Below are 21,239 nucleotides of genomic sequence, written 5' to 3'. Positions count from 1 at the left end.
TGACATGGGCGACGCTCTCGTGCAGTGACTCCAGAAGTGCATTGTCACAAACGAATGGCGGCCGTGCCCGCCACACCTTCCCTAACGATCGTTTGACCTCTACCCGCGCTCCGCCTAGGCTAGCGCCCGACACGCAGCGCACACGAGGAGCGGCACATGGACGTGACTGGCCTGATCAACACCCGCGAGGGCTGGGTCGACCGGCGGATTTTCTGGGACCAGGCCATCTACGAGCAGGAACTGGAGCGCGTGTTCGCCCGCGCCTGGCTGTTTGTGGCTCACGAAAGCGAGCTGCCCCGGCCGGGCGATTTCCTGACCACCTACATGGGCCAGGACAGCGTCATCGTGGCCCGCCACACGGACGGGCGCATCCGCGTGTTCACCAACTCCTGCACCCACCGCGGCAACCGCATCTGCTTTGCCGACGGCGGCAACGCGCGCCAGTTCACCTGCAACTACCACGGCTGGTCGTTCGGCACCGACGGCGCGTTGCTGGGCCAGCACGAGGAAGCCCACTACGCCGGCTGGATCGACAAGTCCCAGTGGGGCCTGCAAAACGCTCGCGTGGAAACCTACAAGGGCCTGGTGTTCGCCTGCTTCGACGCCGACGCGCCGTCGCTGGAGGACTACCTGGGCGACTACCGCTGGTACCTGGACATCGTGCTCGACCAGACCGACGAGGGCACCGAGTTCATCGGCGGCTGCGTGCGCAACGACTTTCAGGCCAACTGGAAATTCGGCGTCGAGAACTTCATCGGCGATTCCCTGCACGCCTCCTGGACGCACGACTCCGGCGCCAAGGCCATGACCTACGGCAAACCGGTGCCGGAGTTCATGCCGGTGGAGCAGGACTCGTTTCACGCCAACGCCAACGGCCACGGCTGGGAAGGCGGCACCGACGGCCTGGGCACGCTGGGCATCATGAGCCTGCGCCGGCCGGTGATCATGGCCTACTACCAGCAAAAGCGTGCCCAGATGGCGCGCCGCCTGGGCGAGCTGCGCGCCACGCGCCTGTTCGGCTCGGTGGTGTCGGCCTCGGTGTTCCCGAATTTCTCCTACCTGCCGGGCATCGGCACCATGCGCGTGTGGCACCCCAAGGGCCCGCGCCGCATCGAGCTGCGCGCCTGGACCATCGTCAACCGCGACATGCCGGACGAGGTCCGCAATGCCATGCGCGACGCCTGCATGGAAACCTTCTCGCCCAGCGGCGTATTCGAGATGGACGACGGCGAGAACTGGGAGAACGCCACCCGCGCCAACGAGGGCGTGGTCACCCGCCGCCAGCGCCTGCACTACGGCCTGCGCGTGGGCACCAGCCGCCGCGATGACCCGGACCTGCCGGGCAACATCAGCCGCCCGATGTACAGCGACGTGAACCAGCTCGCCTTCTACCAGCGCTGGCTGGATTTCATGACCGGTCAATCGTGGCGGGACATCCCGCGCGTGCGCTGAGGAGGCCCGCCATGAGCATCGACAGTTCCAACGACCAGGCCCTGTGGTTCGCCGTGAACCGCCTGTACGCCGCCGAGGCGCGCTACCTGGACCAGGAAGACTACGAACGCTGGTTCGGCCTGCTGACCGAGGACCTGCACTACTGGATGCCGACCCGCGAGACGCGCTTTCGCCGCGACGAGACGGCGCCCGACCCGCAGCGCATGAACTTTTACAAGGAGACGCTGGAGTCCCTGCGCATGCGTGCCTCGCGCCTGGACACCGGTACCGCCTGGTCCGAGAACCCGCGCACCCGCTACCGGCACCTGATCACCAACGTCGAAGTCTTCCCCGCCAGCGGCAACGAAATCCGCGCGCTGTCGAACTTCATCGTCTACCGGCACCGCCTGGAGCGTGAGGAAGCCTGGCTGGTCGGCCAGCGCGAGGACCTGCTGCGCACGATCGAGGGTGAACTGCGGATTGCCCGGCGCACCATCCTGCTCGACCAGAGCGTACTGCTGTCGAAGAATTTGAACGTGTATCTGTAGAAAGGGACGGTTGCTGACATGGGCGGTCGCGTGACGACCGCCCATGTCAGTCCCGGTTGAATACCGCTCAGCCGCGCCCGCCGCGCGGGGCGCTGCGCGAAGGGCCCGGACGGCGCCCGGCGCCTTGCGGCGGCCGACCGCGCTGCGGAGGCCGGGCGTCGGGCTCGGCCCGCGCCGCGTGCGGCGAGGGCTCGTAGCCGGGCAGCACCTGCGGCGAGATGCGCTGATTGACCAGCCGCTCGATGCTGCGCAACAGGCCGATTTCGTCCGGCGCCACCAGCGAGATAGCCTGGCCATCGCGCCCGGCCCGGCCGGTACGGCCGATGCGGTGCACGTAATCGTGCGGCACGTCCGGCAGGTCGTGGTTCACCACCAGCGGCAGCTGGTCGATGTCGATGCCGCGGGCGGCGATGTCGGTTGCCACCAGCACGCGCACATCGCCGTTCTTGAAGCCTTCCAGCGCCCGCGTGCGGGCACCCTGGCTCTTGTTGCCGTGAATGGCGGCGCTTTTAAGGCCGTCCGAATCGAGCTGCTCGGCCAGGCGGTTGGCGCCGTGCTTGGTGCGGGCAAACACCAGCACCTGCTGCCAGTTGTTGCTGCCGACAAGCCAGGACAGCAGCTCGCGCTTGCGGCCCTTGTCGACGGCGTAGGCCACCTGCGTGATCTGGCTGACGGTCGAGTTGCGCGGCGAGACGTCGATTTCCACCGGCTGGTGCAGGAACTGCGACGCCAGCGAACGGATGTCGCTCGAGAACGTGGCCGAGAACAACAGCGTCTGCCGCTGCTTCGGCAGCAGGGCAAGAATCCGCCGAATGTCGCGGATGAAGCCCATGTCCAGCATGCGGTCGGCCTCGTCCAGTACCAGGATTTCGACCCGGTCCAGAACGCAGTTGCCCTGCTGCAGGTGATCCAGCAGGCGACCGGGCGTGGCCACCAGCACGTCAAGACCGCGCGCCAGGGCATTGGTCTGCGGGTTGATGCCAACGCCGCCGAAAATCACGGCGCTGCGCAGGCGCAGCCCGCTGCCGTAATCCTTGACGTTCTGCCCAACCTGGGCCGCCAGCTCACGGGTCGGTGTCAGTACCAGCGCACGGACCGATTTGGGCCGCGCCGGCTGCTCGCTGGCGGCCAGGCGCTGCAACATCGGCAGCGAAAAACCGGCGGTCTTGCCGGTGCCGGTCTGGGCGGCGGCCAGCACGTCCTTGCCGGCCAGAATGACCGGGATGGCTTGCTGTTGAATGGGTGTCGGGGCGTCATAGCCCTGCGCGGACACGGCACGGCACAGCTCGGCGCGCAGGCCGAGAGTCGAAAAAGGCATACGGATTCCTGATGTGGGCCTGCGCAGGGCGAGCCTGCGGACGGTCCAGGCAAAGCGGGGATTGACGGGCCCGAAAGTGGGCTTCAGCAGACAGGGCGCGGACCGAAGTGCGCCAAGCGATGGCGCGCAGTGTACTGCATCGGAGGCTGTATGCTTCGGACACCCGCACGCCCGGACCCTAGCAACGCCCGATCAGACCGCGAAGCCGCCTGCGATGCAGCGAAGCAACCGACGCAACTATTACCGCATCCTGCAGGTGCAACCGGACGCGCACGAGGCCGTCATCCGCACCGCCTACCGCACGCTAATGCAAAAACTGCGCCTGCATCCGGACCTGGGCGGCGACGGTGCCATGGCGGCGCTGATCAACCGGGCCTATGCCGTTCTATCGGACCCGGCGCGGCGCGCCGAGTACGACGCGCAGCTCGGTCGCGGTCATGGGCGCGCGACGCGCCCGGAACCGTCAGGACTGGCACCCGCGGTCCCGGCCGAGCGCCCCGCAGCACCGGACCGGCGCCATCAAAACGCCGGCATCTGCCCCTTCTGTGCCGCCCGAAATCCGGCCACGGCGACAAACAGCCCCGCCCCACGCTGCGGCGCCTGCGCCAGCCCGCTGTCACCGCCGCCCACGGCGCGACGACTCAGCGCGACGCGGCGTGCCTTCGAGCGGCTGCCGGTAGCGGCCCAGGTCGAATACTTCCTGCATGGCGCCACCGCGCCACGGCCGGCGCAACTGCGGGATTTCTCGCCCGCCGGCGCGCAGCTGACGACCGGCGAAACTCTGCCCTCCGACACCGTACTGGCACTCAAGACCCCCCTGTTCGACGCCCTGGCGCGCGTTGTGGGCAGCGAGCCGGCCGCGGCACGCGGCGGCTGGTTGCTGCGGCTGGAATTCCTGACGCTGGCCCTGACGGCGCCGGTCGGCAGCCTGATCTCCACCCGCGCCTGAACTCAACTCGACCGGGCTTCCTAACAGCAGCGCTTGACCTTGGCCCAGGCCGCAGCCTGCCGCTGACTGAAAAACTCCCGCCGCCCAAGCGGCGTGCGGTCCGGATGCGCCGCCGCGTGATGGGCCAGGTAACGCTCATAGGCATCGTCGCCTGACACCGCCCGCAACCAGGCCCAAAAAGCACGCAGCGCCTTCATGCCTGTCCCCGTGCCGGCATTGCCGCCGACGCCGCCTGTCGCGACCGGCGCAGATGGCGCAGGCACACCCGGCCCGTATCGGCCAGGATCAGCCACAGCAGGGCCACGAACAGCACGGTCAGCCAGCCGTCCAGGCGCTGGTTGAAGATCAGCTGCGGCGCCACGGCAGCCTTCTCGGGCGGCAGCAGGCCGCCGGCGAGCTTCATGGCAAGGTCGTTCGCACCGGCAAAAAAGCCCAGCCGCGGGTCGTCGCTCATCACCTTGTGCCAGGCGGCGGTGCTGGTGACCGCCGTCAGCCAGGCCAGCGGCAGGCCGGTGACCCAGAAATAGCGCTCGCGCCCGGTCTTGACCAGGATGGCGGTGCCCACGCACAGGGCGATGGCGGCCAGGATCTGGTTCGAAATGCCAAACAGCGGCCACAGAATGTTGACCCCGCCGGCCGGATCTATGACGCCGATGTACAGAAAATACCCCCAGGCGCCGACCACCAGGGCGCTGCACAGCAGCACCGACGGATACCAGCTGGTACGCCCCAGGGCCGGCACGAAGTTGCCCAGAAAGTCCTGCAACATGAAGCGCCCGACGCGCGTGCCGGCGTCGAGCGTGGTCAGGATGAAGATCGCCTCGAACATGATGGCGAAGTGGTACCAGACCGCCAGCAGCCCCTGCCCGAAGGCGCTGCCGAAAATGCTGGCCATGCCCACCGCCAGCGACGGCGCGCCGCCGGTGCGGCCAAACAGCGTCGCCTCGCCCATCTCGCGGGCCAGGGCCTGCATCTGGTCGAGTGCCACCGGAAAACCCCAGGACGAGATGGTGGCCACCGCCTGCGCCCCCTCCCCCACCACGCCGGGCGCGGTGTTGATGGCAAAGAACACCCCCGGCTCCAGCACACAGGCAGCGATCAGCGCCATCAGCGCCACGAAGGACTCCAGCAGCATGCTGCCGTAGCCGATCATGTGGATGTCGCGCTCGTCGGTGAGCAGCTTGGGCGTGGTGCCGGAGCTGACCAGGGCGTGGAAGCCGGAAATCGCCCCGCAGGCGATGGTGATGAACACGAACGGGAACACCTTGCCGGCAAAGATCGGCCCGCTGCCGTCCACGAACTGCGTCAGCGCCGGCATGTGCAGCACCGGATTGAGCCAGATGATGGCCACCGCCAGCAGCGCCACCGTGCCCAGCTTCATGAAGGTCGACAGGTAATCGCGCGGCGCCAGCAACAGCCACACCGGCAGCACCGCCGCCAGGAAGCCGTAGACCATGATGGCGTAGGCGATCGGCAGCGGCCCGTGATCGAACCAGGTCCGCAGCAGCGGGTGGTGATCCACCCAGCCGCCGCCCCACACCGCCAGCAGCAATAGCGCGACGCCGATGGCGCTGCCCTCCAGCACCCGGCCGGGGCGGATGCTGCGCATGTAGACGCCGACCAGCACCGCGATCGGAATGGTGGCCGCCACCGTCGCCGTGGCCCAGGGGCTGTGCTTCATGGCGTTCACGATCACCAGGCCGAGCACCGAGATCAGGATCACCAGGATCATCAGCGTGCCGACCAGCGCCGCGCCGCCGCCGACCGGGCCCAGCTCGTCGCGCGCCATCTGGCCGAGGCTGCGCCCATCGCGGCGGGTCGAGCAGAACAGGATCACCATGTCCTGGATGCAGCCGCCGAGCACGGCGCCGATCAATATCCACAGCGTGCCCGGCAGGTAACCGAACTGCGCCGCCAGCGTCGGCCCGACCAGCGGGCCGGGACCGGCGATGGCGGCGAAGTGATGCCCAAACACCACCCAGCGGTTGGTGGGTACGAAGTCGCGGCCGTCATCGATGCGCACCGCCGGCGTCGGCCGGCCATCCACCAGCAGCACCCGCGTCGCCACCCAGGCGCCGTAGACACGATAGCCAATGGCATACACGCACACCGCGGCAGCGATCAGCCACCAGGCATTAATCGGTTCGCCGCGGGCCGTCGCGATACCACCGAACGCCGCTGCGCCCAGGGCGATTGCGGCAATCCAGAACGCAGCCCTGGCCAACGATTTCATGCACATCCCCCTCGCATCAGTAGCGGTTCGCCGAGAGGCGTCCGAACGCCAATGCTAACTGCTGGACGCCAGAAAACGCCGCGGCGACGGCACTCGGACCGCGTGCACTATGCTTGGCACACGCCGCCCGGATGCCTGCCATGAGCCAGTCCGATACCGACCGCTGGGAAGCCCGTTACCGGACTGGCGACGCCGCCTACGCATCCACGCCGTCGTCGTTTGTGATGGACTGGCTGGCGCGCCTGCCGCGCGGGCGGGCACTCGACGTCGCCTGCGGCCTGGGCGCCACGGCCATCGCGCTGGCCGAGGCCGGTTTCGACGTCGAGGCGATCGACATTGCACCCACCGCGCTCGCCCGCGCCGGCGAGGAAGCACGGCGACGCGGCGTAACGGTCGACTGGCGCTGCGCCGACCTGGCCGACTGGCGCCTGCCCGAGGCCCATTACGACCTGATCGTGAACATCCACTTCGTGAACCGGGATCTGGTCGCGCAGTTCACGGACGCCCTGAAACCCAGCGGCTGGCTGCTGTTCGAGCAGCACCTGCGCTGGCCGCAGCCGGTGGCCGGGCCAGCCTCGCCACACTTTCGCCTGCGCCCCGGCGAGCTGCGGCACCTGCTGTGGCAACTCGACATCGTGCATTACCAGGAAGGCCTGTTTCCCGGCGCGCAAGCCGATAGCCGCTTCGCTCTGGCCCGTGCCGTGGCGCGAAGGCTACCGGCCGGCAGCGACGTAAAATGACCACCCGGCACCCCTGAACCGCAACCAACAGGCATGGACAGCAGCGATCTGAACGTCATCCGCGCCCTGCTGGACTGGGTCCGCGCCGGCGCGCGGACGCATCTGGTCACCGTCACGCACACCTGGGGTTCGTCGCCACGGCCGGTGGGCTCGCTGCTGGCAGTCGGCGCCGCCGGCCAGCTGATGGGCTCGGTGTCCGGCGGCTGCGTGGAGGACGACCTGGTCGCCAAGCTGCGCGGCGGACAGGTTGCCCGCAGCGGTCCCGAACGGCTGATCTACGGCCTCAGTCGCGAGGAAGGCGAGCGCTTCGGCCTGCCCTGTGGCGGCACGCTGGAGCTGGTATGCGAGCCGATAACGCAGGCCGGCGATCTGGCCGAGGTCCTTGCGGCGCTCGAACAGCGCCGCGCCATCACCCGCGAACTGAATCTTGCCAACGGCGCCAGCCGCCTGTTGCCGGCCGGCCCGCACACCGCCGCCTGCACCCTGCGGGACGACCTGCTGCGCAAGGTGTTCGGGCCGCAGTGGCAGCTGATCATCATCGGCGCCGCCGAACTGTCGCGCTGCATCGCCCAGCTCGCACAGGCGCTCGACTACCACGTCGTGGTCTGCGATCCGCGCTCGGACTACGCCGCCGCCTGGGACGTGCCGGGCACGGAACTGCTCAGCGGCATGCCGGACGAGGTAATCCGCACCCGCGTCACCGACGAACGCTCGGCCGTCATCACCCTCACGCACGACCCGCGCGTGGACGACCTGGCGCTGATGCAGGCGCTCGAATCGCCGGCCTTCTACGTCGGCGCGCTCGGCTCGCAGCGGACCACGGAAAAACGCCTCGAACGCCTGCGGCAACTGGACCTGCCGGAGGCGGCCATTGCCCGCCTGCACGCGCCCATCGGCCTGCCGATCGGCTCGCACGCGCCGATGGAGATCGCAGTCGCCATCGCGGCCGAGCTGATCGGCGCCCGCAACGGCGCGCTGGCCGGCGCGCAGGCCCGACTGGTCGACCGCGCCAGCCGCAAGGCCGTCGGCGCCGCGTGACGATAGGCATCCTGCTGGCCGCGGGTGCCGGCTCGCGCTTCGGTGGCAACAAGCTGCTGGCGCCACTGCACGGCAGGCCGCTGGTCCTGCACGCCGTGTCAGCCCTGCGCCCGGCCGTGACCGAAATCATTGCGGTGGTGCGCCCTGGCGACGAGGACCTTGCCGTCGTGCTCGCGCAGGCCGGAGCTCACGTGGTGGTCTGCGATCAGGCTACGGCCGGCATGGGCCACAGCCTGGCCTGCGGCGCCCGGCAGGTGCCTCTGGATTGCGATGTATTGGTAGCGCTGGGCGACATGCCGGCCGTCGCCCCGCACACGATCGAGCGCATCATCGCCGCGCTCGCTGACGGTGCCGCCATCGCCGTGCCCTGCCATCAGGGTCGGCGCGGCCACCCGGTGGGCTTTGCCGCCCGCTTCGTGCCGCGGCTTCGGGAACTGACTCAGGACCGCGGCGCGCGCGACATTCTGCGCAGCAGCGTCAATGCCGTGCTGGAAATTCCCATCGACGATGCCGGCGTGGTCACCGACGTTGACACGGTCACAGACCTTGAACAGATGTCACAGCGCCAGCCAGGAAAGCAACATGGCGGACCGTCGCAAACACCCTGACGCCACGGAATGCGGACACGACCCTCCGCCCTGACGCGCCTCAGAGCGGGGATCGGCGGTCACCGCTCAAACTTGCCCGAGGGACCTGCGCTTGACGGCGATGCCGCCGACCGCCAGCAGACCGGCGGCCAGCATCCACAGCTCGGAGGCTTCCGGGATCGGCGTGAATTCCGGCGTGTATTCAAGAACCAACGTCGCGCCGCCATAGAGGAAATCGCCTACGCCGAACACAGTACCTGTCAGGCTGGTCCCACCCAAGGCGACCAAGTCCAACACCGAACCCAGGCTGTACCCGGTGAACGTAGAAATAGGCGTGGTCAGGAAAACCGAAGCCGACCCGTTTCCAGAGACGTAGCTGACTGCCGCTTCCGGCAAACGATCGCGATCATCGCCGAGCGTCAGGTACAACGTGGCGCTGTCTATCGATGCCCACCCGGTCGTGTCGTATTCAAGGCTGAAAGTCTCGGGCGAAAACAAACTAACGGTAGATGTCGGCTGCAAGTCAAAAGCCGTGAAAGTTGCGGCATGGGCGGCCCCTGCCGCGCCAAGCCCCAGGGCTGCTCCAAGAGCAAGTGACTTGATGTTCATGCGCATATCCTCATAAAACCCGTCGAAACCGCCATCCGTGACGGTCATGGAACGATCCACCCAAGCACCTTGTTGCAGTAGCGCTTACGTAGTACCAAACACTTTTTGTGCCAACTTCCTGATTGCCATTGGCGCGAGCGGCCCATATCAAAGAAATTGCACTATCTACGCCGTTTACGACAGCCTAATTACAGTGGCACCGGGCCGCCAGAATGCCGTCAGCCCTTGTCCGCGCCTCACCCCATGCCCCGCCACAGGGCATGACTTGCAGTCTTGCACCGGCTTGCACCGGGCTGTCAGGCGGGTAACTCCGCCGTGCGAAGGGATTGCAGGTCCGAACGCAAGCGCTTGGGCGGGCCGCCGGTCCGCGGTATCCTAATGGCTCGCAGGTGACCGTTCGGTCAGCCGCGTGCCTGCCTCACCCCATCTTGATCCAGGTGTCATGCCCAACGCAGCCCCACGGTCCGGTGGCGCGCGCTGTGCCTGTGCCCTTGGGCAAACGCAACTGGAGGTCTGCCATCACATCCGTCACCCCGTCCGTTCGTTCCGTCTACCGCCGGCAGCACCCGTCGGCATCACTCCACAGGACAAGGAAGACCATGTTCACGAAACCCACTCAAACCTTGGGCGCTCTGGCGCTGCTCGGGCTGGTATCCGGCGCGCAGGCGCAGGACATTGCCCCAGGCACCGTGCTCAACGCCGCCAACATCGACCAGCTCAAGGCGCAGACCTTCGAAGGAAAGCCCCTGGCCGACCTGATCCTGCCGACGCAGGAAAAGATGATCCGCGAGCTTGGCCTGCAGATGCGCCTGCAGTCGAGCCAGCAGATACAGGTCGATCCCCGTCTGGTCGCCGCCACCAAGGAAAACGCCGGCAAGGCCAGCCTGGACGACAAGAAGCGCCTGCAGAACTTCGTCACCGGCATGCCGTTTGCCACCATCGACGCCAACAACCCGGCCGACGGCATCAAGCTGGCCTACAACTTCATGCGCGGCCCCTGGTACGCCGACGTGGTGGACTACAACCCCATGTACTTCGCGCTGATCAACGGGCAGAAGGGCTTCGAGCGCGAACAGCACTGGCGTTTCGCCCGCTACCTGGCCGACGGCGCCCTGAACCCGGCGCTGAAGGATCCCAAGGGTGAGATCGCCAAGTACGAGGTGGTGCTCAACAAATACCCCAACGACTCGCGCGGCCTGGGCGTGCTGACCATTCAGTACACCGACGCCCGCCTGCCGGACGTGTACGCCTACGTGCGCAGCGTGCGCCGCGTGCGGCGTCTGTCCAGCAATGCCTGGTCCGATCCGCTGTCCTCCACCGACCTGCTGAACGACGAGTCCTTCGGCATGAGCCTGGACCCGTCCTGGTACCAGGAATGGAAGCTGCTGGGCAAGCGCTGGATCCTGGGCTCGGCCCATTCCAAGATAGAGGTGCCCGCCGCTGGCGACCAGCGCTTCCCGATGATCGACGCCACCAAGGCCCCGTACTGGAACATCCTGGACGACTGGGAGCCGCGTGAGGTCTACATGGTCGAAGGCAAGCCTGGCCCGGGCCACCTGCTCAGTCGCAAGGTGCAGTACTACGATGCCGAACTGCACGCGCCGATGCTGCACTGGCAGGAGTTCTACGACAAGAAGAACGAGCTGTGGCGCATCGAGAACTGCAACTACCGGCCGACCAAGCGCGATGACGGCTCCATGGCGCAAACCGTGTCGTACGTGCCGGTCTATGACCTGCAGCGCCTGCACGCCACGATCGTGTTTGCCGACCCAAAGGGCCGGCACAACTTCGAAGACGCCAAGTCGGCGGACTTCACGCCGGACGCCATTCCGCGCCTGATCAACTGATCGCAGCGCTGGCGCGGCCAGCGCACCCTCGAACGCAGCGGACCCATAAGGTTCTTGCGAGCGCCCACAGGCCGACCAGCCTGTGGGCGTTTTTTTATGCCCGACGGCGGCGACTGCCGGCCGCCCGTCGCCAGTGCTAAGGTTCGCGCTCACCACATCAACAATGAGGAGAGCGAGTGGACAAGGCCGAGTTCTTCGCCAACGCCCGCCCCGACACCCAGGGCCCGCTGACCGGCCTGCGGGTGCTCGAGGCCACCAACTACGCCTCCGGTCCGGTGTGCGGCATGATCCTGTCGGACCTCGGTGCCGAATCCATCAAGTGCGAACTACCCGGCAGCGGTGATCCGAACCGCTTCGTGCCGCCCTTCATCAAGGGCCAGCGCGACGGCGAATCGTCCGTGGTCTACAACAGCCTGAACCGCGGCAAGCGCTGCGTGACGCTGGATTTTCGAAAACCCGAAGGCCAGGAACTGTTCCGCCGCCTGGCGGCCCGGGCCGACATCCTGATCGAGAACTTCTCGCCCGGCACCATGGACGCCTGGGGGCTGGGCTACCAGGCCATCCGCGCCGTGAAGCCGGACATCATCTACACCTCGATCTCCGGCTTTGGCCAGTACGGCCCGCTGTCGCACAAGCGCGGCTTCGACCCGGTCGGGCAGGCCATGGGCGGCCTGATGAGCGTGACCGGCGAGCCCGACGGCCGGCCGTTGCGCGCCGGCACCGTGATCGCCGACGACATGGCCGGCTGGCAGGCGGCCATCGGCACGCTGGCAGCGCTGCATCATCGCGAGCGCACCGGCGAGGGCCAGTGGGTCGACGCCTGCCTGACCGACTCGCAGCTGTATGCCACCTCCTACGGCATCATGGCGGCGGCCGAATGCGACACCATCTGGCAGCGCTCGGGCAACGCCATCGGCGGTGGCGCGCCCATGAACACGTACAAGACCTCGGACGGCCACTGGCTGTGTCTGTTCGCGCCGTTCGACAAGCAATGGCAGGCGCTGTGCGGCGTCATGGGCCAGCCGGAACTGGCCAGCGACCCGCGCTGCGCGGACTGGAACGCCCGCGTCGCCAATGCCGAGTTCATCGATCTTGAAGTCGCCGCCTGGGTGGCCACGCAGACCGCCGACCAGGCCGAGGCCACGCTGGAGGCCGCCGATCTGGTCGCCGCGCGGGTCATGGACTTCGGCGACATCGTCGAGTTCCCCCACTACCACGCCCGCGACATGATCGTGAAAGCCGAGCACGCCGTGCACGGCCCCATCACCCACTACGGCGTCGCCACCAAGCACTCGCGCACGCCCGGCGGCGTGCGTCGGGCAGCGCCGCTGCTGGGCGAGCACAACGGCGAAGTACTCGGTGTCGAACTGGGCCTGACCGAGGCGGAATTGGCCCAGCTGAAGGCCAACAAGATCATCTGACATGCCCATGCCGCCGAAGCTGCTGGACCTGATCGCCCAGCTGGTGGCCACGCCATCGGTCAGCAGCTTCGAGGCCGACCTGAACCACGGCAACCGGGCGGTCATCGACCTGCTCGCCGGCTGGCTCGAGGATCTCGGCTTTCACATCGAAATCCAGGACCTGCACACCGACCCGGCCAAGGCCAACCTGATCGCGACGCTGGGCCAGGGCGACGACGGCCTGATCCTGGCCGGGCACACCGACACCGTGCCCTGCGATCCGGCGCTGTGGCAGCGCGACCCCTTCACCCTGCGCGAAGCCGACGAGCGCCTGTACGGCCTCGGCACCGCCGACATGAAGGCGTTTCTGGCACTTGCCATCGAAGCCGTGCGCGATCTGCGCGCCGGCGATCTCAAGCGTCCCCTGGTGCTGCTGGCCACCGCCGACGAAGAGAGCGGCATGCTGGGCGCGCGCAGCCTCGCCGCCGCCGGGCGGCGCCTGGGTCTGCACTGCATCATCGGCGAACCGACGGGTCTTAAACCCATTCGCCAGCACAAGGGCATCTTCGACGAGCGCATCCGCCTGGTCGGCCGCGCCGGCCACAGCAGCGATCCGGCGCTGGGCAACAGCGCACTCGAAGGCATGCACGCGGTGATCGGCACCCTGCTCGCCTGGCGCGACGAACTGCAAGCCCGCCATCACGATCCGGCCTTCAGCGTGCCGGTGCCCACCCTGAACCTCGGCCACATCCACGGCGGCGACAACCCGAATCGCATCTGCGGCGAGTGCGAGCTGACGCTGGATTTTCGCCCGCTGCCGGGCATGACCATCCCCGACCTGCGCGCTGAACTGCGGGCGCGGGTGCAGGCCGTGGCCGAGTCGCGCGGGCTTGCAGTGGAATTCGAGGCCATCTTCGACGGCCTGCCGCCGCTGGCCACGGCGGCCGACGCGCACATCGTGCGCCTTGCGGAGCAACTGAGCGGTGCCGTTGCCGGCGCCGCGGCCTTCGGCACCGAAGGCCCGTACTACGACGCGCTCGGTAGCGAGACGGTCATCCTGGGTCCCGGCGACATCGCCCAGGCGCACCAGCCGGACGAATACCTGGCGCTGGACCGGCTGGCTCCGACGGTCCGCATGCTGCGGCGGGCAATCGCCCGCCTGTGCACTTGAACGGTCGCCGCCGCGCCTGATGAGAAGCACTGGTCAAATCCCTCCAGGATTTCTCAGCGCCCGCGCCCCTGCGCTGCGCGAGCCGCCGCATACCACAGCGGTCCCTCAGGCGGCGTGATCGACCCGCCCGATGCAGTGGTAGTCGAAGCCACGCGCCGTCATGTGGGCCGGATCGTAGACATTGCGCAAATCCACCACCACGCGCCCGGTCATGCGCGCCTGGACCTCGTCCAGGTCCAGGCCGCGGTATTCGTTCCACTCGGTCAGCAGCACCAGCGCGTCGGCACCGTCCAGGGTGCTGTAGGGATCATCGCAGTACTCGACCGCCGCCGGCAGCAGGCTGCGCGCTTCGGCCATGCCCTTCGGATCGTGGGCGCGGATGTGGGCACCGCGATCCAGCAACGGCGGCAGGATGGCCAGCGCCGGCGCCTCGCGCATGTCGTCGGTGTTCGGCTTGAAGGTCAGGCCGAGCACGGCGATGGTCTTGCCGGCCTCGCTGCCACCCAGCGCCTGGCGAATCTTGAGCACCATGCGCGCCTTCTGGGCGGCGTTGACCTCGACCACCGCCTCGACGATGCGCAGCGGCGCGCCGGCTTCCTGCGCAATGCGGATCAGCGCCAGCGTGTCCTTGGGAAAGCACGAGCCGCCATACCCCGGCCCCGGATGCAGGAACTTGCGCCCGATGCGACCGTCCAGGCCAATGCCGCGCGCCACGTCGTGCACGTCCGCGCCGGAGTGCTCGCACAGCTGCGCCAGCTCGTTGATGAAGCTGATCTTGGTGGCCAGGAACGCATTGGCGGCGTACTTGATCAGTTCGGCAGTCTCAAGACCGGTCACCACGATCGGCGTCTCGATCAGGTTCAGCGGCCGGTACAGCTCGCGCAGCAGCGCCTCGGCGCGCGGGCTCTCCACGCCCAGCACGACCCGATCCGGGCGCATGAAGTCGCCGATGGCGGCGCCCTCGCGCAGGAATTCCGGGTTCGAGGCGACGTCGAAGTCGGCCTGCGGGTTGACCTCGCGCACGATGCGCCCGACCTGACGGGCAGTGCCCACCGGCACCGTGGACTTGTCCACGATCACCGTGTAGCCGGTCAAATGCTCGGCCACCTGGCGTGCGGCGGCGTAGACGTAGCTGAGGTCCGCGTGGCCGTCGCCGTGGCGGCTCGGCGTCCCGACGGCGATGAACACCAGATCGGCCTCGCGCACCGCGGACGCCAGGTCGGTGGTGAAGCTCAGCCGCCCGGCGTCGGCGTTGCGGGCCACCAGCTCGTCCAGGCCCGGTTCGTAGATCGGAATCTCGCCCCGCCGCAGGCGCTCGATCTTGCCCGGATCGATATCGACACACACCACGTCGGCGCCGAAGTCCGCAAAACACGCGCCCGATACGAGGCCCACGTAGCCGGTTCCAATCATCACTACATTCATGCGTTCCAGATCTCCCTTGCCAGGCCGCCACTGGGCCGGGGCGCATGATCGCATGCGCGCTGTACGCCGCGGAGTCAACCGCCGGGGCATCGGGCCGCGGTAAATTAGCGCTCCCGCAGGCAGGAGCCGCCATGACCACCGCCGATACCGCATTCGCTCGCCTGCGGCGCTACGAGCGGGCGCTGTATCACTGCGCCACCTGCAATTACTGTGTATCGGCCGTGTGGCCGCAGCGTGACATCGACGGCGTATGCGCCACCCTGCGCAGCCACTCGCCAGCCGCGTCCTATTCCGGCAAGGGCTATCTGGCCACCGCCCGCGCGCTGCTGGAAGGCGAAGCGCTGGACTTGCACGCAGTTGCCGAACGCGCCTACGCCTGCACCACCTGCGGCAACTGCGAGGCCGTGTGCCCGATCGACATGCCACCGACGGCGGTGGTCAAGGCATTGCGGGCGGAATTGGCCGAGCGCGGCCTTGCCCCGCCTGCCGCGCAGCAGCTGCGCGATGACGTGCTGGCGCGGCAAAACCCCTGGGGCGCACCGGCCGCCCAGGGCGCCGACTGGTGCCTTGGCCTTGCACCACATCCGCAGCCGACGCTGTGGCTGTTGCCCGGCTGCGCGGCCAGTCATCGCCATCCGGCCGAGGCGCGCGCGGCGGCGCAGCTGCTGTCGGTGATCGGCTTCGACGTCGGCTGGCCGCAACGGGAAACCTGCTGTGGCGCGCCACTGGCGGCGCTCGGCTTTGTGCACGAGGCGGATCACCAGGGCGAAGCACTGGCCGCCGGCGTGCCGGCTGGGCCGGTGCTGGCCATGCTGGGCGGCGAATGCCTCGCGCAGCTGCGCGCCCGTGACCGCCCGGCCGAGTCCGTGCTGCAACTGCTGCACGCGGCCCTGCACGATGGCCGCCTGGCAGTCGCGCCACGCGCTGACGCACCGCCACCCGTCGTGGTCGCGGTTCAGGACAGCTGCCACCTGTCCAAACCCCACCACGGCCTGGGCGATGTGGACGCCCCGCGCCTGCTGCGGGAGGTGTTGGCCGTGCTCGGCTGCCAGATCACGCAGCCGGCCGCGGCGCCCTGGTTTGCCATCTGCTGCGGCGCCGCCGGTGGTATGGCGCAACTACAGCCGGCGTCGGCCCAGCGCATGGCCGGCGCATGCATCGCCAGCGCCGACCACTTGGGCGCCGAAGCACTCATCAGCGCCAATCCCTTGTGCGCCGGACACCTGGCCGGCAGTGCCGGCGCGCGGCTGCCGGTGTACGGCATCTGCGAGTTCATCGCCGCCCACTTCGCCGTCGCCGGGCCCGACGCATGAGCTGGCAGGACCAGATCACTGCCCTGCTGCCGCCAGGCCTGGCGTGGCAGGAGCCAGTCGACACGCTGGCCTATAGCCGCGACAGCTCCATCGTCATCCCCGGCCGGCCGGATTTGGTGGTGCGACCGCCGGATGCGCCCACCGTCGGACGCGTGCTGGCGGCCGCCAGCCGCCTGGGCGTGCCGGTGTACAGCCGCGGCGCCGGCTCCATGTACGCCGGCGGCGTCAACCCGCACGCCGGCGGGCTGGTGCTGGACCTGTCCGGCCTGGGGCGGATTCTGGACATCGACACCGTCAAGGGTGTGGTGGTGTTGGAACCGGGCGTCACCTTCGGCGCGCTGCTGGCGGCGCTGGAACCGTTCGGCCAGACCATCGGCATCGTGCCGTCCACCGGCGCCGCCGCCACCGTCGGCGGCGCGGTCAGCGCGCATGCGCTGGGCACCGGCTCGCCGCGCTTCCAGAGCATGGGCGATCAGGTAGCGGGCCTCGAGGTGGCGCTCGCCGATGGCAGCTTCATGCGCACCGGCAGCGCCGCCGCGCACGGCGCCGGGTTTTTTCAGCGCTATGCCATCGGACCCGATTTGACGGGTCTTTTCATTGGCGCCGACGGCACGCTGGGCGTCATCACCAAGATCGCCCTGTGGCTGCACCCGCTGCCGGCGCACCGCGAAACGGCGTGTCTGGGCTTTGCCGACTACCCGAGCGCGGCCGCTTTCGTGGGCGAACTGCAGCGCAAGGCGCTGCTGGATAACGTCTGGTACGGCGCCGGCTACGATGCGGCAGCGGTGCGTGGACGCTTGTTGGGCGCCGATCCGGCACTCGATCCGGCCTCATTGCCGCGTTTCGTGCTGGGCCTGGACTACGGCGGTGATGCCGACGCCGTCCGGCGCGACCGCGCACGCATCGAAACGCTGGCCAGCCACTACGGCGGCCGGCCGCAACCGCGCTTCGACGAGGTGTACTTTCGCGATCTGCGCCGGGACGAGCTGTACTGGTACTCCTACGCCGGCTACTTCGCCACGTCGCGCTGCGCGATGGTCATGGCATCGTTCGCGACGGAAACCCTGCCGGCCTTCCTGGATCAGGCGCAGGCCTGGCGCGAGCAACACCCGCAGTTCACCTGGGCCAGCGCCACCGTGCTGTGCCGGCGCGGCCTGCATGGCGCAGTGCTGACCTTTTACGACGAGCAGCGCCAGTGGCCGGACGTGCGGCAGGTGGTGGCCGGCTGCACCGGTGACCTGATGGCGGTCGGCTGCGTGCCTTACAAGAGCGGCAAGCTGTGGGCCGATCAGGTCAGCAAGCTGACCGAATACCACCGCACGCTCACGCGCATCAAGGCCGCGCTCGACCCGGCCGGCGTGCTGGCCCCCGGCAATCTGGGGCTGGGCGGCCGATAGGGTCGCGCCTACAACAGCCCGGCGAGATCAACCACCACCGTCGGCAGCAGGACCGGCGAGATCGACTCCGCATTCTGGACGCACCGCTGCTGGCCGTAGCCGTCCGGCCCCGGTGAGCGATACACCGTCAGGCAGCGCCCCGCCACGTCAAGCAGCCACACCTCGGCAACGCCGTGGCGAGCATAGAGCGGCACCTTGACGTCGCGGTCGTAGTCGAGGCTGGCCTCGGCCACCTCCACGATCAGCAACACGTCGGCCGGCTGCGGGTGACTTTCCGCATAGAAATCCGCACGCGGTCGCAGCAGGGCAAGGTCCGGCTGGGGCTGCGAGTAGCGGTCGAGCTGAACCGGGTTTTGCACGGAAACGATCGCCTCCGCACCCACCCCTGCGCCAAACAAGCTCGTCAGACGAGAAACCGCGCCAGCATGGCGGCTACCGATGGGCCTCATATCGATCAGGTCTCCGTCGATCAACTCGACCCGATCGTCTTCGGCCAATACGCCGGCCTGCGCCATGCGCAGGAACTCGCTGACGCTGTGACGGTGGCGAACTGGCGGCAAGGAAACAGGCATGGCGCGGCTACCCGAAGACTGCGCCGCAAGCGTAGGCAGACCAGCGGTGCCGGGTCAATCTGCTACTTGACCAGCAACACCGGCCGGTCGGCGAGGTGCAGTACCTCACTGGCCACCGAGCCCAACAGGGCACCCTTGACCCCGCCCAGGCCGCGCGTGCCCATCACGATCTGATCGCAGCCGTGGCTGGCGGCGAACTCGGCGATGGTGGCAGCAATGTCGCCCACCACCACGTGCGATTCGGCCCTCACGCCGCTTGCCGCCAGAACCGCCTCGACCGGCTCCAGCGCGTTACGGGCTTCGTCGCGGTAGTAGCCGTCCAGCGCTTCCTGACTCAGAAAACGCCGCACCAGCCCGGACGCCACCGGCGGCTGCACGTTCAGCAGCAGCACGGTCGGCGGCCCGGCCAGATATTCGCCCATGGCCGCCACGTGGCGGGCGGCTCGCAGGGCGTGTTCGGAGCCATCGACGGGCAGCAGGATTTTCATTGCTCGCGCTCCTTGTGTGTGGCGACCGGTTCACCGGCCGGCTCGGCGAGTGGTACCTCGTGCGCGGGCGCCGGCAGGCGCGCCGCCAGCCATTTGCCAACGATCACCACCAGCAAGGCGCCCAGCACCGGCGCCACCCGGTGCACATACGGCACGGTGGCCGTCAGCCAGTCGCGTATCAGGCTGTCGGTGACCATCATCTCGGCCGCCACATAGCCAAGCAGGGCAGCGCCGATGACGATGATGACCGGGAAACGGTCCATCAGCCGCAGCAGCACGGCACTGCTGAAGACGATCAGCGGGATGCTGATCGCCAGGCCCAGGATCAGCAGCACGGCGCTGCCCTTGGCGGCGGCGGCAATGCCGACGACATTGTCGAGGCTCATGGCAACGTCGGCGACCAGAATGGTGCGTACGGCGCCGGCCAGCGTCGTGCTGGTGGGACCGTCGTGGCCGCCCTCGCCACCCTGTGGGCGCAGCAGGCTGATGCCGATCCACAGCAGCAAGGCCCCGCCGGCCAGCTTCAGGCCCGGGTAGCTCATCAAGGCCGCGGCCACCAGTGCCAACACGACGCGCATGGCGATGGCGGCGCCCGTGCCCAGCAGCACCGCCCGACGGCGCTGCGCCGGCGGCAGGCCGCGCGAAGCCAGCGCGATCACCACCGCGTTGTCGCCCGACAGCACGATATCGATACCGATGATCTGCAGCAGGGCGATCCAGAACGCGGCACCGGAGGGTAGGTCGTGCATGGGCAGGGCCGTTGGGGAAGGCCGCGCATTCTAACCGGCGCACCAGCGGAGTATCGTGGGACTTCCCGCTCAAGCCGTGGGGCTCGCACAGAGCCACGCCTGAGCAGGTCGCCGCGTCCGGAGGCCCGAGCCCTGTGGACCGGCCCGCTGCAAAGCTTCCAAAAACCAGGAGGAGACCGACATGCCCGAATTTACCCGCCGCGAAGCGAAATCCTGGGCCAAGGCCCGCGTGCGCGACTTCTATGCCGCGCCGATCACCCCGCTGACCCAGGATTTCCAGCTCGACGAAGCCGGCATCCGCGAGAACATCGAGGCCTACATCGACTGGGGCGTCAACGGCCTGGTCGTCGGCGGCTTTGCCAACGAAACCTGGAACATGCGCCCGGAGTGGTGGTATCGCCTGCACGAGATCACCGCCGACGCGGTCAAGGGCCGCACGGACCTGTGGACCATCATCCTCGACCCCTGCGCCGAGGTCTGCGTGGACAAGCTCAGGCACGTCGAGAAGCTCGGCTTCTCGGGCGCCGAGCTGATGAACCCGATGACCCAGCTACGCGGCGACGACGAGATCTACAACTTCTTCAAGTACGTCACCGACCGCAGCGATCTGGCCATCTGCCTGTACCGCACGCCGGTGTCGGGCAAGGTGATGGGCCTCGAACTGCTAAAGCGTCTGGTCGACATCGACACCGTGGTCTGCACCAAGCAGGGCAACCTGAACCGGGCCGAATCGCTACTGCTGCGGCGCGAGCTGCGCGACGATTTCATCGTTTCGGATCCGACCGAGCACTTTTACCTCGACGACCTGCGCGAGGGTGGCCAGGTGCTGTTTGCCGAGTTCTCTTACATCATCTACGGCCGCAAGCGCTCGGTGCTGCGCTCGTACGTGGACAAGGCGCGCGCCGGCGACTGGGAGGGCGCCTACACGGAGTGGAAAAGCCTGCGCCCGATCTGGCATCTGTACGAGGACGAGTTCATGAACCCGCTGATCCGCACCGCGTCGTATGCCTCGCTGATGTCGGTGATCAAGATCTGGTGTGAGACGCTGGGCCTGAAGGCTGGCCCGATGAAACCGCCGGTGCAGCACCTGCCGCCGGCCGATCGGGAACGGCTGGTCGGACGCATCGAGGCGCTGGGCTTGGTCTGAAATCGGCACGGCGCCGGGGCCTTGACCCCGGCGCCTTCGTCGTTCCTGGCCCGGCTGCGGATCGTCCGCATGGCTGGAATCCGGTCGGCGTTTCGGTCCCACGCCCTGGCGAATCGGCAATTGGCCATCCGCCAGCGCACTTGCGCCATTCTCACCCGCGGACCGTGCCAGCCGGCCACGTGACGCGATCTTGACCCGCGGCAAGCCTGCGCCGCGCTGCCCCTGCACTATGCCTGCCGTGCTTCTTTGACTGCCCACCGGGCGGTCACCGAAAAAT

At 68.2% G+C, this 21,239-nt stretch carries 20 protein-coding genes; 12 read left to right on the top strand and 8 right to left on the bottom strand.

Going from position 1 to position 21,239, the window contains the following annotated elements:
* Positions 1-156: 156 nt before the first annotated feature.
* Positions 157-1,452, top strand: a complete 1,296-nt coding sequence (locus tag H5U26_RS06245; protein ID WP_290617741.1) for an aromatic ring-hydroxylating dioxygenase subunit alpha — start codon at positions 157-159, stop codon at positions 1,450-1,452.
* A gap of 11 nt (positions 1,453-1,463) precedes the next feature.
* A complete protein-coding gene (locus H5U26_RS06240) occupies positions 1,464-1,979 on the top strand; it encodes an aromatic-ring-hydroxylating dioxygenase subunit beta (protein WP_068806686.1) in 516 nt (171 codons plus the stop codon).
* A gap of 67 nt (positions 1,980-2,046) precedes the next feature.
* Here H5U26_RS06240 and H5U26_RS06235 read toward each other — a convergent pair whose 3' ends face one another.
* Positions 2,047-3,297, bottom strand: a complete 1,251-nt coding sequence (locus tag H5U26_RS06235; protein WP_290617738.1) for a DEAD/DEAH box helicase — start codon at positions 3,295-3,297, stop codon at positions 2,047-2,049.
* A gap of 214 nt (positions 3,298-3,511) precedes the next feature.
* Between H5U26_RS06235 and H5U26_RS06230 the strand changes: the two genes are divergently transcribed.
* The gene (locus tag H5U26_RS06230) at positions 3,512-4,246 is read left to right on the top strand and encodes a DnaJ domain-containing protein (protein ID WP_290617736.1); all 735 of its coding nucleotides are present in this window, start codon (positions 3,512-3,514) and stop codon (positions 4,244-4,246) included.
* A gap of 20 nt (positions 4,247-4,266) precedes the next feature.
* Here the strand turns inward: H5U26_RS06230 and H5U26_RS06225 are convergent, their stop codons facing one another.
* Positions 4,267-4,443 (bottom strand): YbdD/YjiX family protein, encoded by a 177-nt coding sequence (locus H5U26_RS06225; RefSeq protein ID WP_290617734.1) that lies wholly within the window; start codon positions 4,441-4,443, stop codon positions 4,267-4,269.
* Positions 4,440-6,479 carry a carbon starvation CstA family protein gene (locus H5U26_RS06220; RefSeq protein ID WP_290617732.1) on the bottom strand — a complete coding sequence of 680 codons (2,040 nt, stop codon included), beginning with the start codon at positions 6,477-6,479 and terminating at the stop codon, positions 4,440-4,442. Before H5U26_RS06220 ends, H5U26_RS06225 begins: the two co-directional genes overlap by 4 nt.
* A 140-nt stretch (positions 6,480-6,619) precedes the next feature.
* Between H5U26_RS06220 and H5U26_RS06215 the strand changes: the two genes are divergently transcribed.
* The 3 genes from H5U26_RS06215 to H5U26_RS06205 are packed head-to-tail and all read left to right on the top strand — an operon-like array spanning position 6,620 to position 8,865.
* Positions 6,620-7,219, top strand: a complete 600-nt coding sequence (locus tag H5U26_RS06215) for a class I SAM-dependent methyltransferase (RefSeq protein ID WP_290617730.1) — start codon at positions 6,620-6,622, stop codon at positions 7,217-7,219.
* A gap of 33 nt (positions 7,220-7,252) precedes the next feature.
* Positions 7,253-8,257 (top strand): XdhC family protein, encoded by a 1,005-nt coding sequence (locus H5U26_RS06210; RefSeq protein ID WP_290617727.1) that lies wholly within the window; start codon positions 7,253-7,255, stop codon positions 8,255-8,257.
* Positions 8,254-8,865, top strand: coding sequence for a nucleotidyltransferase family protein (locus H5U26_RS06205; RefSeq protein WP_290617725.1), 612 nt, complete (start codon positions 8,254-8,256; stop codon positions 8,863-8,865). The genes H5U26_RS06210 and H5U26_RS06205 overlap by 4 nt, the downstream gene beginning before the upstream one ends.
* Before the next feature lie 66 nt (positions 8,866-8,931).
* Here the strand turns inward: H5U26_RS06205 and H5U26_RS06200 are convergent, their stop codons facing one another.
* A complete protein-coding gene (locus tag H5U26_RS06200; protein WP_290617723.1) occupies positions 8,932-9,501 on the bottom strand; it encodes a hypothetical protein in 570 nt (189 codons plus the stop codon).
* 551 nt (positions 9,502-10,052) lie between these two features.
* Here H5U26_RS06200 and H5U26_RS06195 point away from each other — a divergent pair.
* The 3 genes from H5U26_RS06195 to argE all read left to right on the top strand — a co-directional run bounded on the left by H5U26_RS06195 (position 10,053) and on the right by argE (position 13,871).
* Positions 10,053-11,300, top strand: a complete 1,248-nt coding sequence (locus H5U26_RS06195) for a DUF1329 domain-containing protein (RefSeq protein ID WP_290617721.1) — start codon at positions 10,053-10,055, stop codon at positions 11,298-11,300.
* Between the two features lie 176 nt (positions 11,301-11,476).
* Positions 11,477-12,721: a CoA transferase gene (locus H5U26_RS06190; protein ID WP_290617719.1), complete on the top strand. Its 1,245-nt coding sequence runs from the start codon at positions 11,477-11,479 to the stop codon at positions 12,719-12,721.
* A 1-nt stretch (position 12,722) separates the two neighbouring features.
* The gene (gene argE / locus H5U26_RS06185; protein ID WP_290617716.1) at positions 12,723-13,871 is read left to right on the top strand and encodes an acetylornithine deacetylase; all 1,149 of its coding nucleotides are present in this window, start codon (positions 12,723-12,725) and stop codon (positions 13,869-13,871) included.
* 105 nt (positions 13,872-13,976) lie between these two features.
* Here the strand turns inward: argE and H5U26_RS06180 are convergent, their stop codons facing one another.
* Positions 13,977-15,296 carry a UDP-glucose/GDP-mannose dehydrogenase family protein gene (locus tag H5U26_RS06180; RefSeq protein ID WP_290617714.1) on the bottom strand — a complete coding sequence of 440 codons (1,320 nt, stop codon included), beginning with the start codon at positions 15,294-15,296 and terminating at the stop codon, positions 13,977-13,979.
* 131 nt (positions 15,297-15,427) lie between these two features.
* Between H5U26_RS06180 and H5U26_RS06175 the strand changes: the two genes are divergently transcribed.
* Together H5U26_RS06175 and H5U26_RS06170 are read left to right on the top strand one after the other, a co-directional pair.
* Positions 15,428-16,609 (top strand): (Fe-S)-binding protein, encoded by a 1,182-nt coding sequence (locus tag H5U26_RS06175; RefSeq protein ID WP_290617712.1) that lies wholly within the window; start codon positions 15,428-15,430, stop codon positions 16,607-16,609.
* The gene (locus H5U26_RS06170) at positions 16,606-18,006 is read left to right on the top strand and encodes an FAD-binding oxidoreductase (protein ID WP_290617707.1); all 1,401 of its coding nucleotides are present in this window, start codon (positions 16,606-16,608) and stop codon (positions 18,004-18,006) included. Before H5U26_RS06175 ends, H5U26_RS06170 begins: the two co-directional genes overlap by 4 nt.
* A gap of 8 nt (positions 18,007-18,014) precedes the next feature.
* Here the strand turns inward: H5U26_RS06170 and H5U26_RS06165 are convergent, their stop codons facing one another.
* The 3 genes from H5U26_RS06165 to H5U26_RS06155 all read right to left on the bottom strand — a co-directional run bounded on the left by H5U26_RS06165 (position 18,015) and on the right by H5U26_RS06155 (position 19,815).
* Positions 18,015-18,578: a Uma2 family endonuclease gene (locus H5U26_RS06165; protein WP_290617705.1), complete on the bottom strand. Its 564-nt coding sequence runs from the start codon at positions 18,576-18,578 to the stop codon at positions 18,015-18,017.
* 62 nt (positions 18,579-18,640) lie between these two features.
* Entirely contained in the window at positions 18,641-19,066 is a 426-nt protein-coding gene (locus H5U26_RS06160) for a universal stress protein (protein WP_290617703.1), read from the bottom strand.
* Positions 19,063-19,815, bottom strand: a complete 753-nt coding sequence (locus tag H5U26_RS06155; RefSeq protein ID WP_290617702.1) for a TerC family protein — start codon at positions 19,813-19,815, stop codon at positions 19,063-19,065. Before H5U26_RS06155 ends, H5U26_RS06160 begins: the two co-directional genes overlap by 4 nt.
* Before the next feature lie 181 nt (positions 19,816-19,996).
* On the opposite strand from H5U26_RS06155, the gene H5U26_RS06150 reads away from it, so the two are divergent.
* Positions 19,997-20,962: a dihydrodipicolinate synthase family protein gene (locus tag H5U26_RS06150; RefSeq protein ID WP_290617700.1), complete on the top strand. Its 966-nt coding sequence runs from the start codon at positions 19,997-19,999 to the stop codon at positions 20,960-20,962.
* Positions 20,963-21,239: the final 277 nt, after the last annotated feature.

This window comes from Immundisolibacter sp., assembly GCF_014359565.1.
Lineage (GTDB): Bacteria > Pseudomonadota > Gammaproteobacteria > Immundisolibacterales > Immundisolibacteraceae > Immundisolibacter.
Note: the sequence above shows the minus strand (reverse complement) of the source record. Positions and strands in the feature narration are given on the sequence as shown.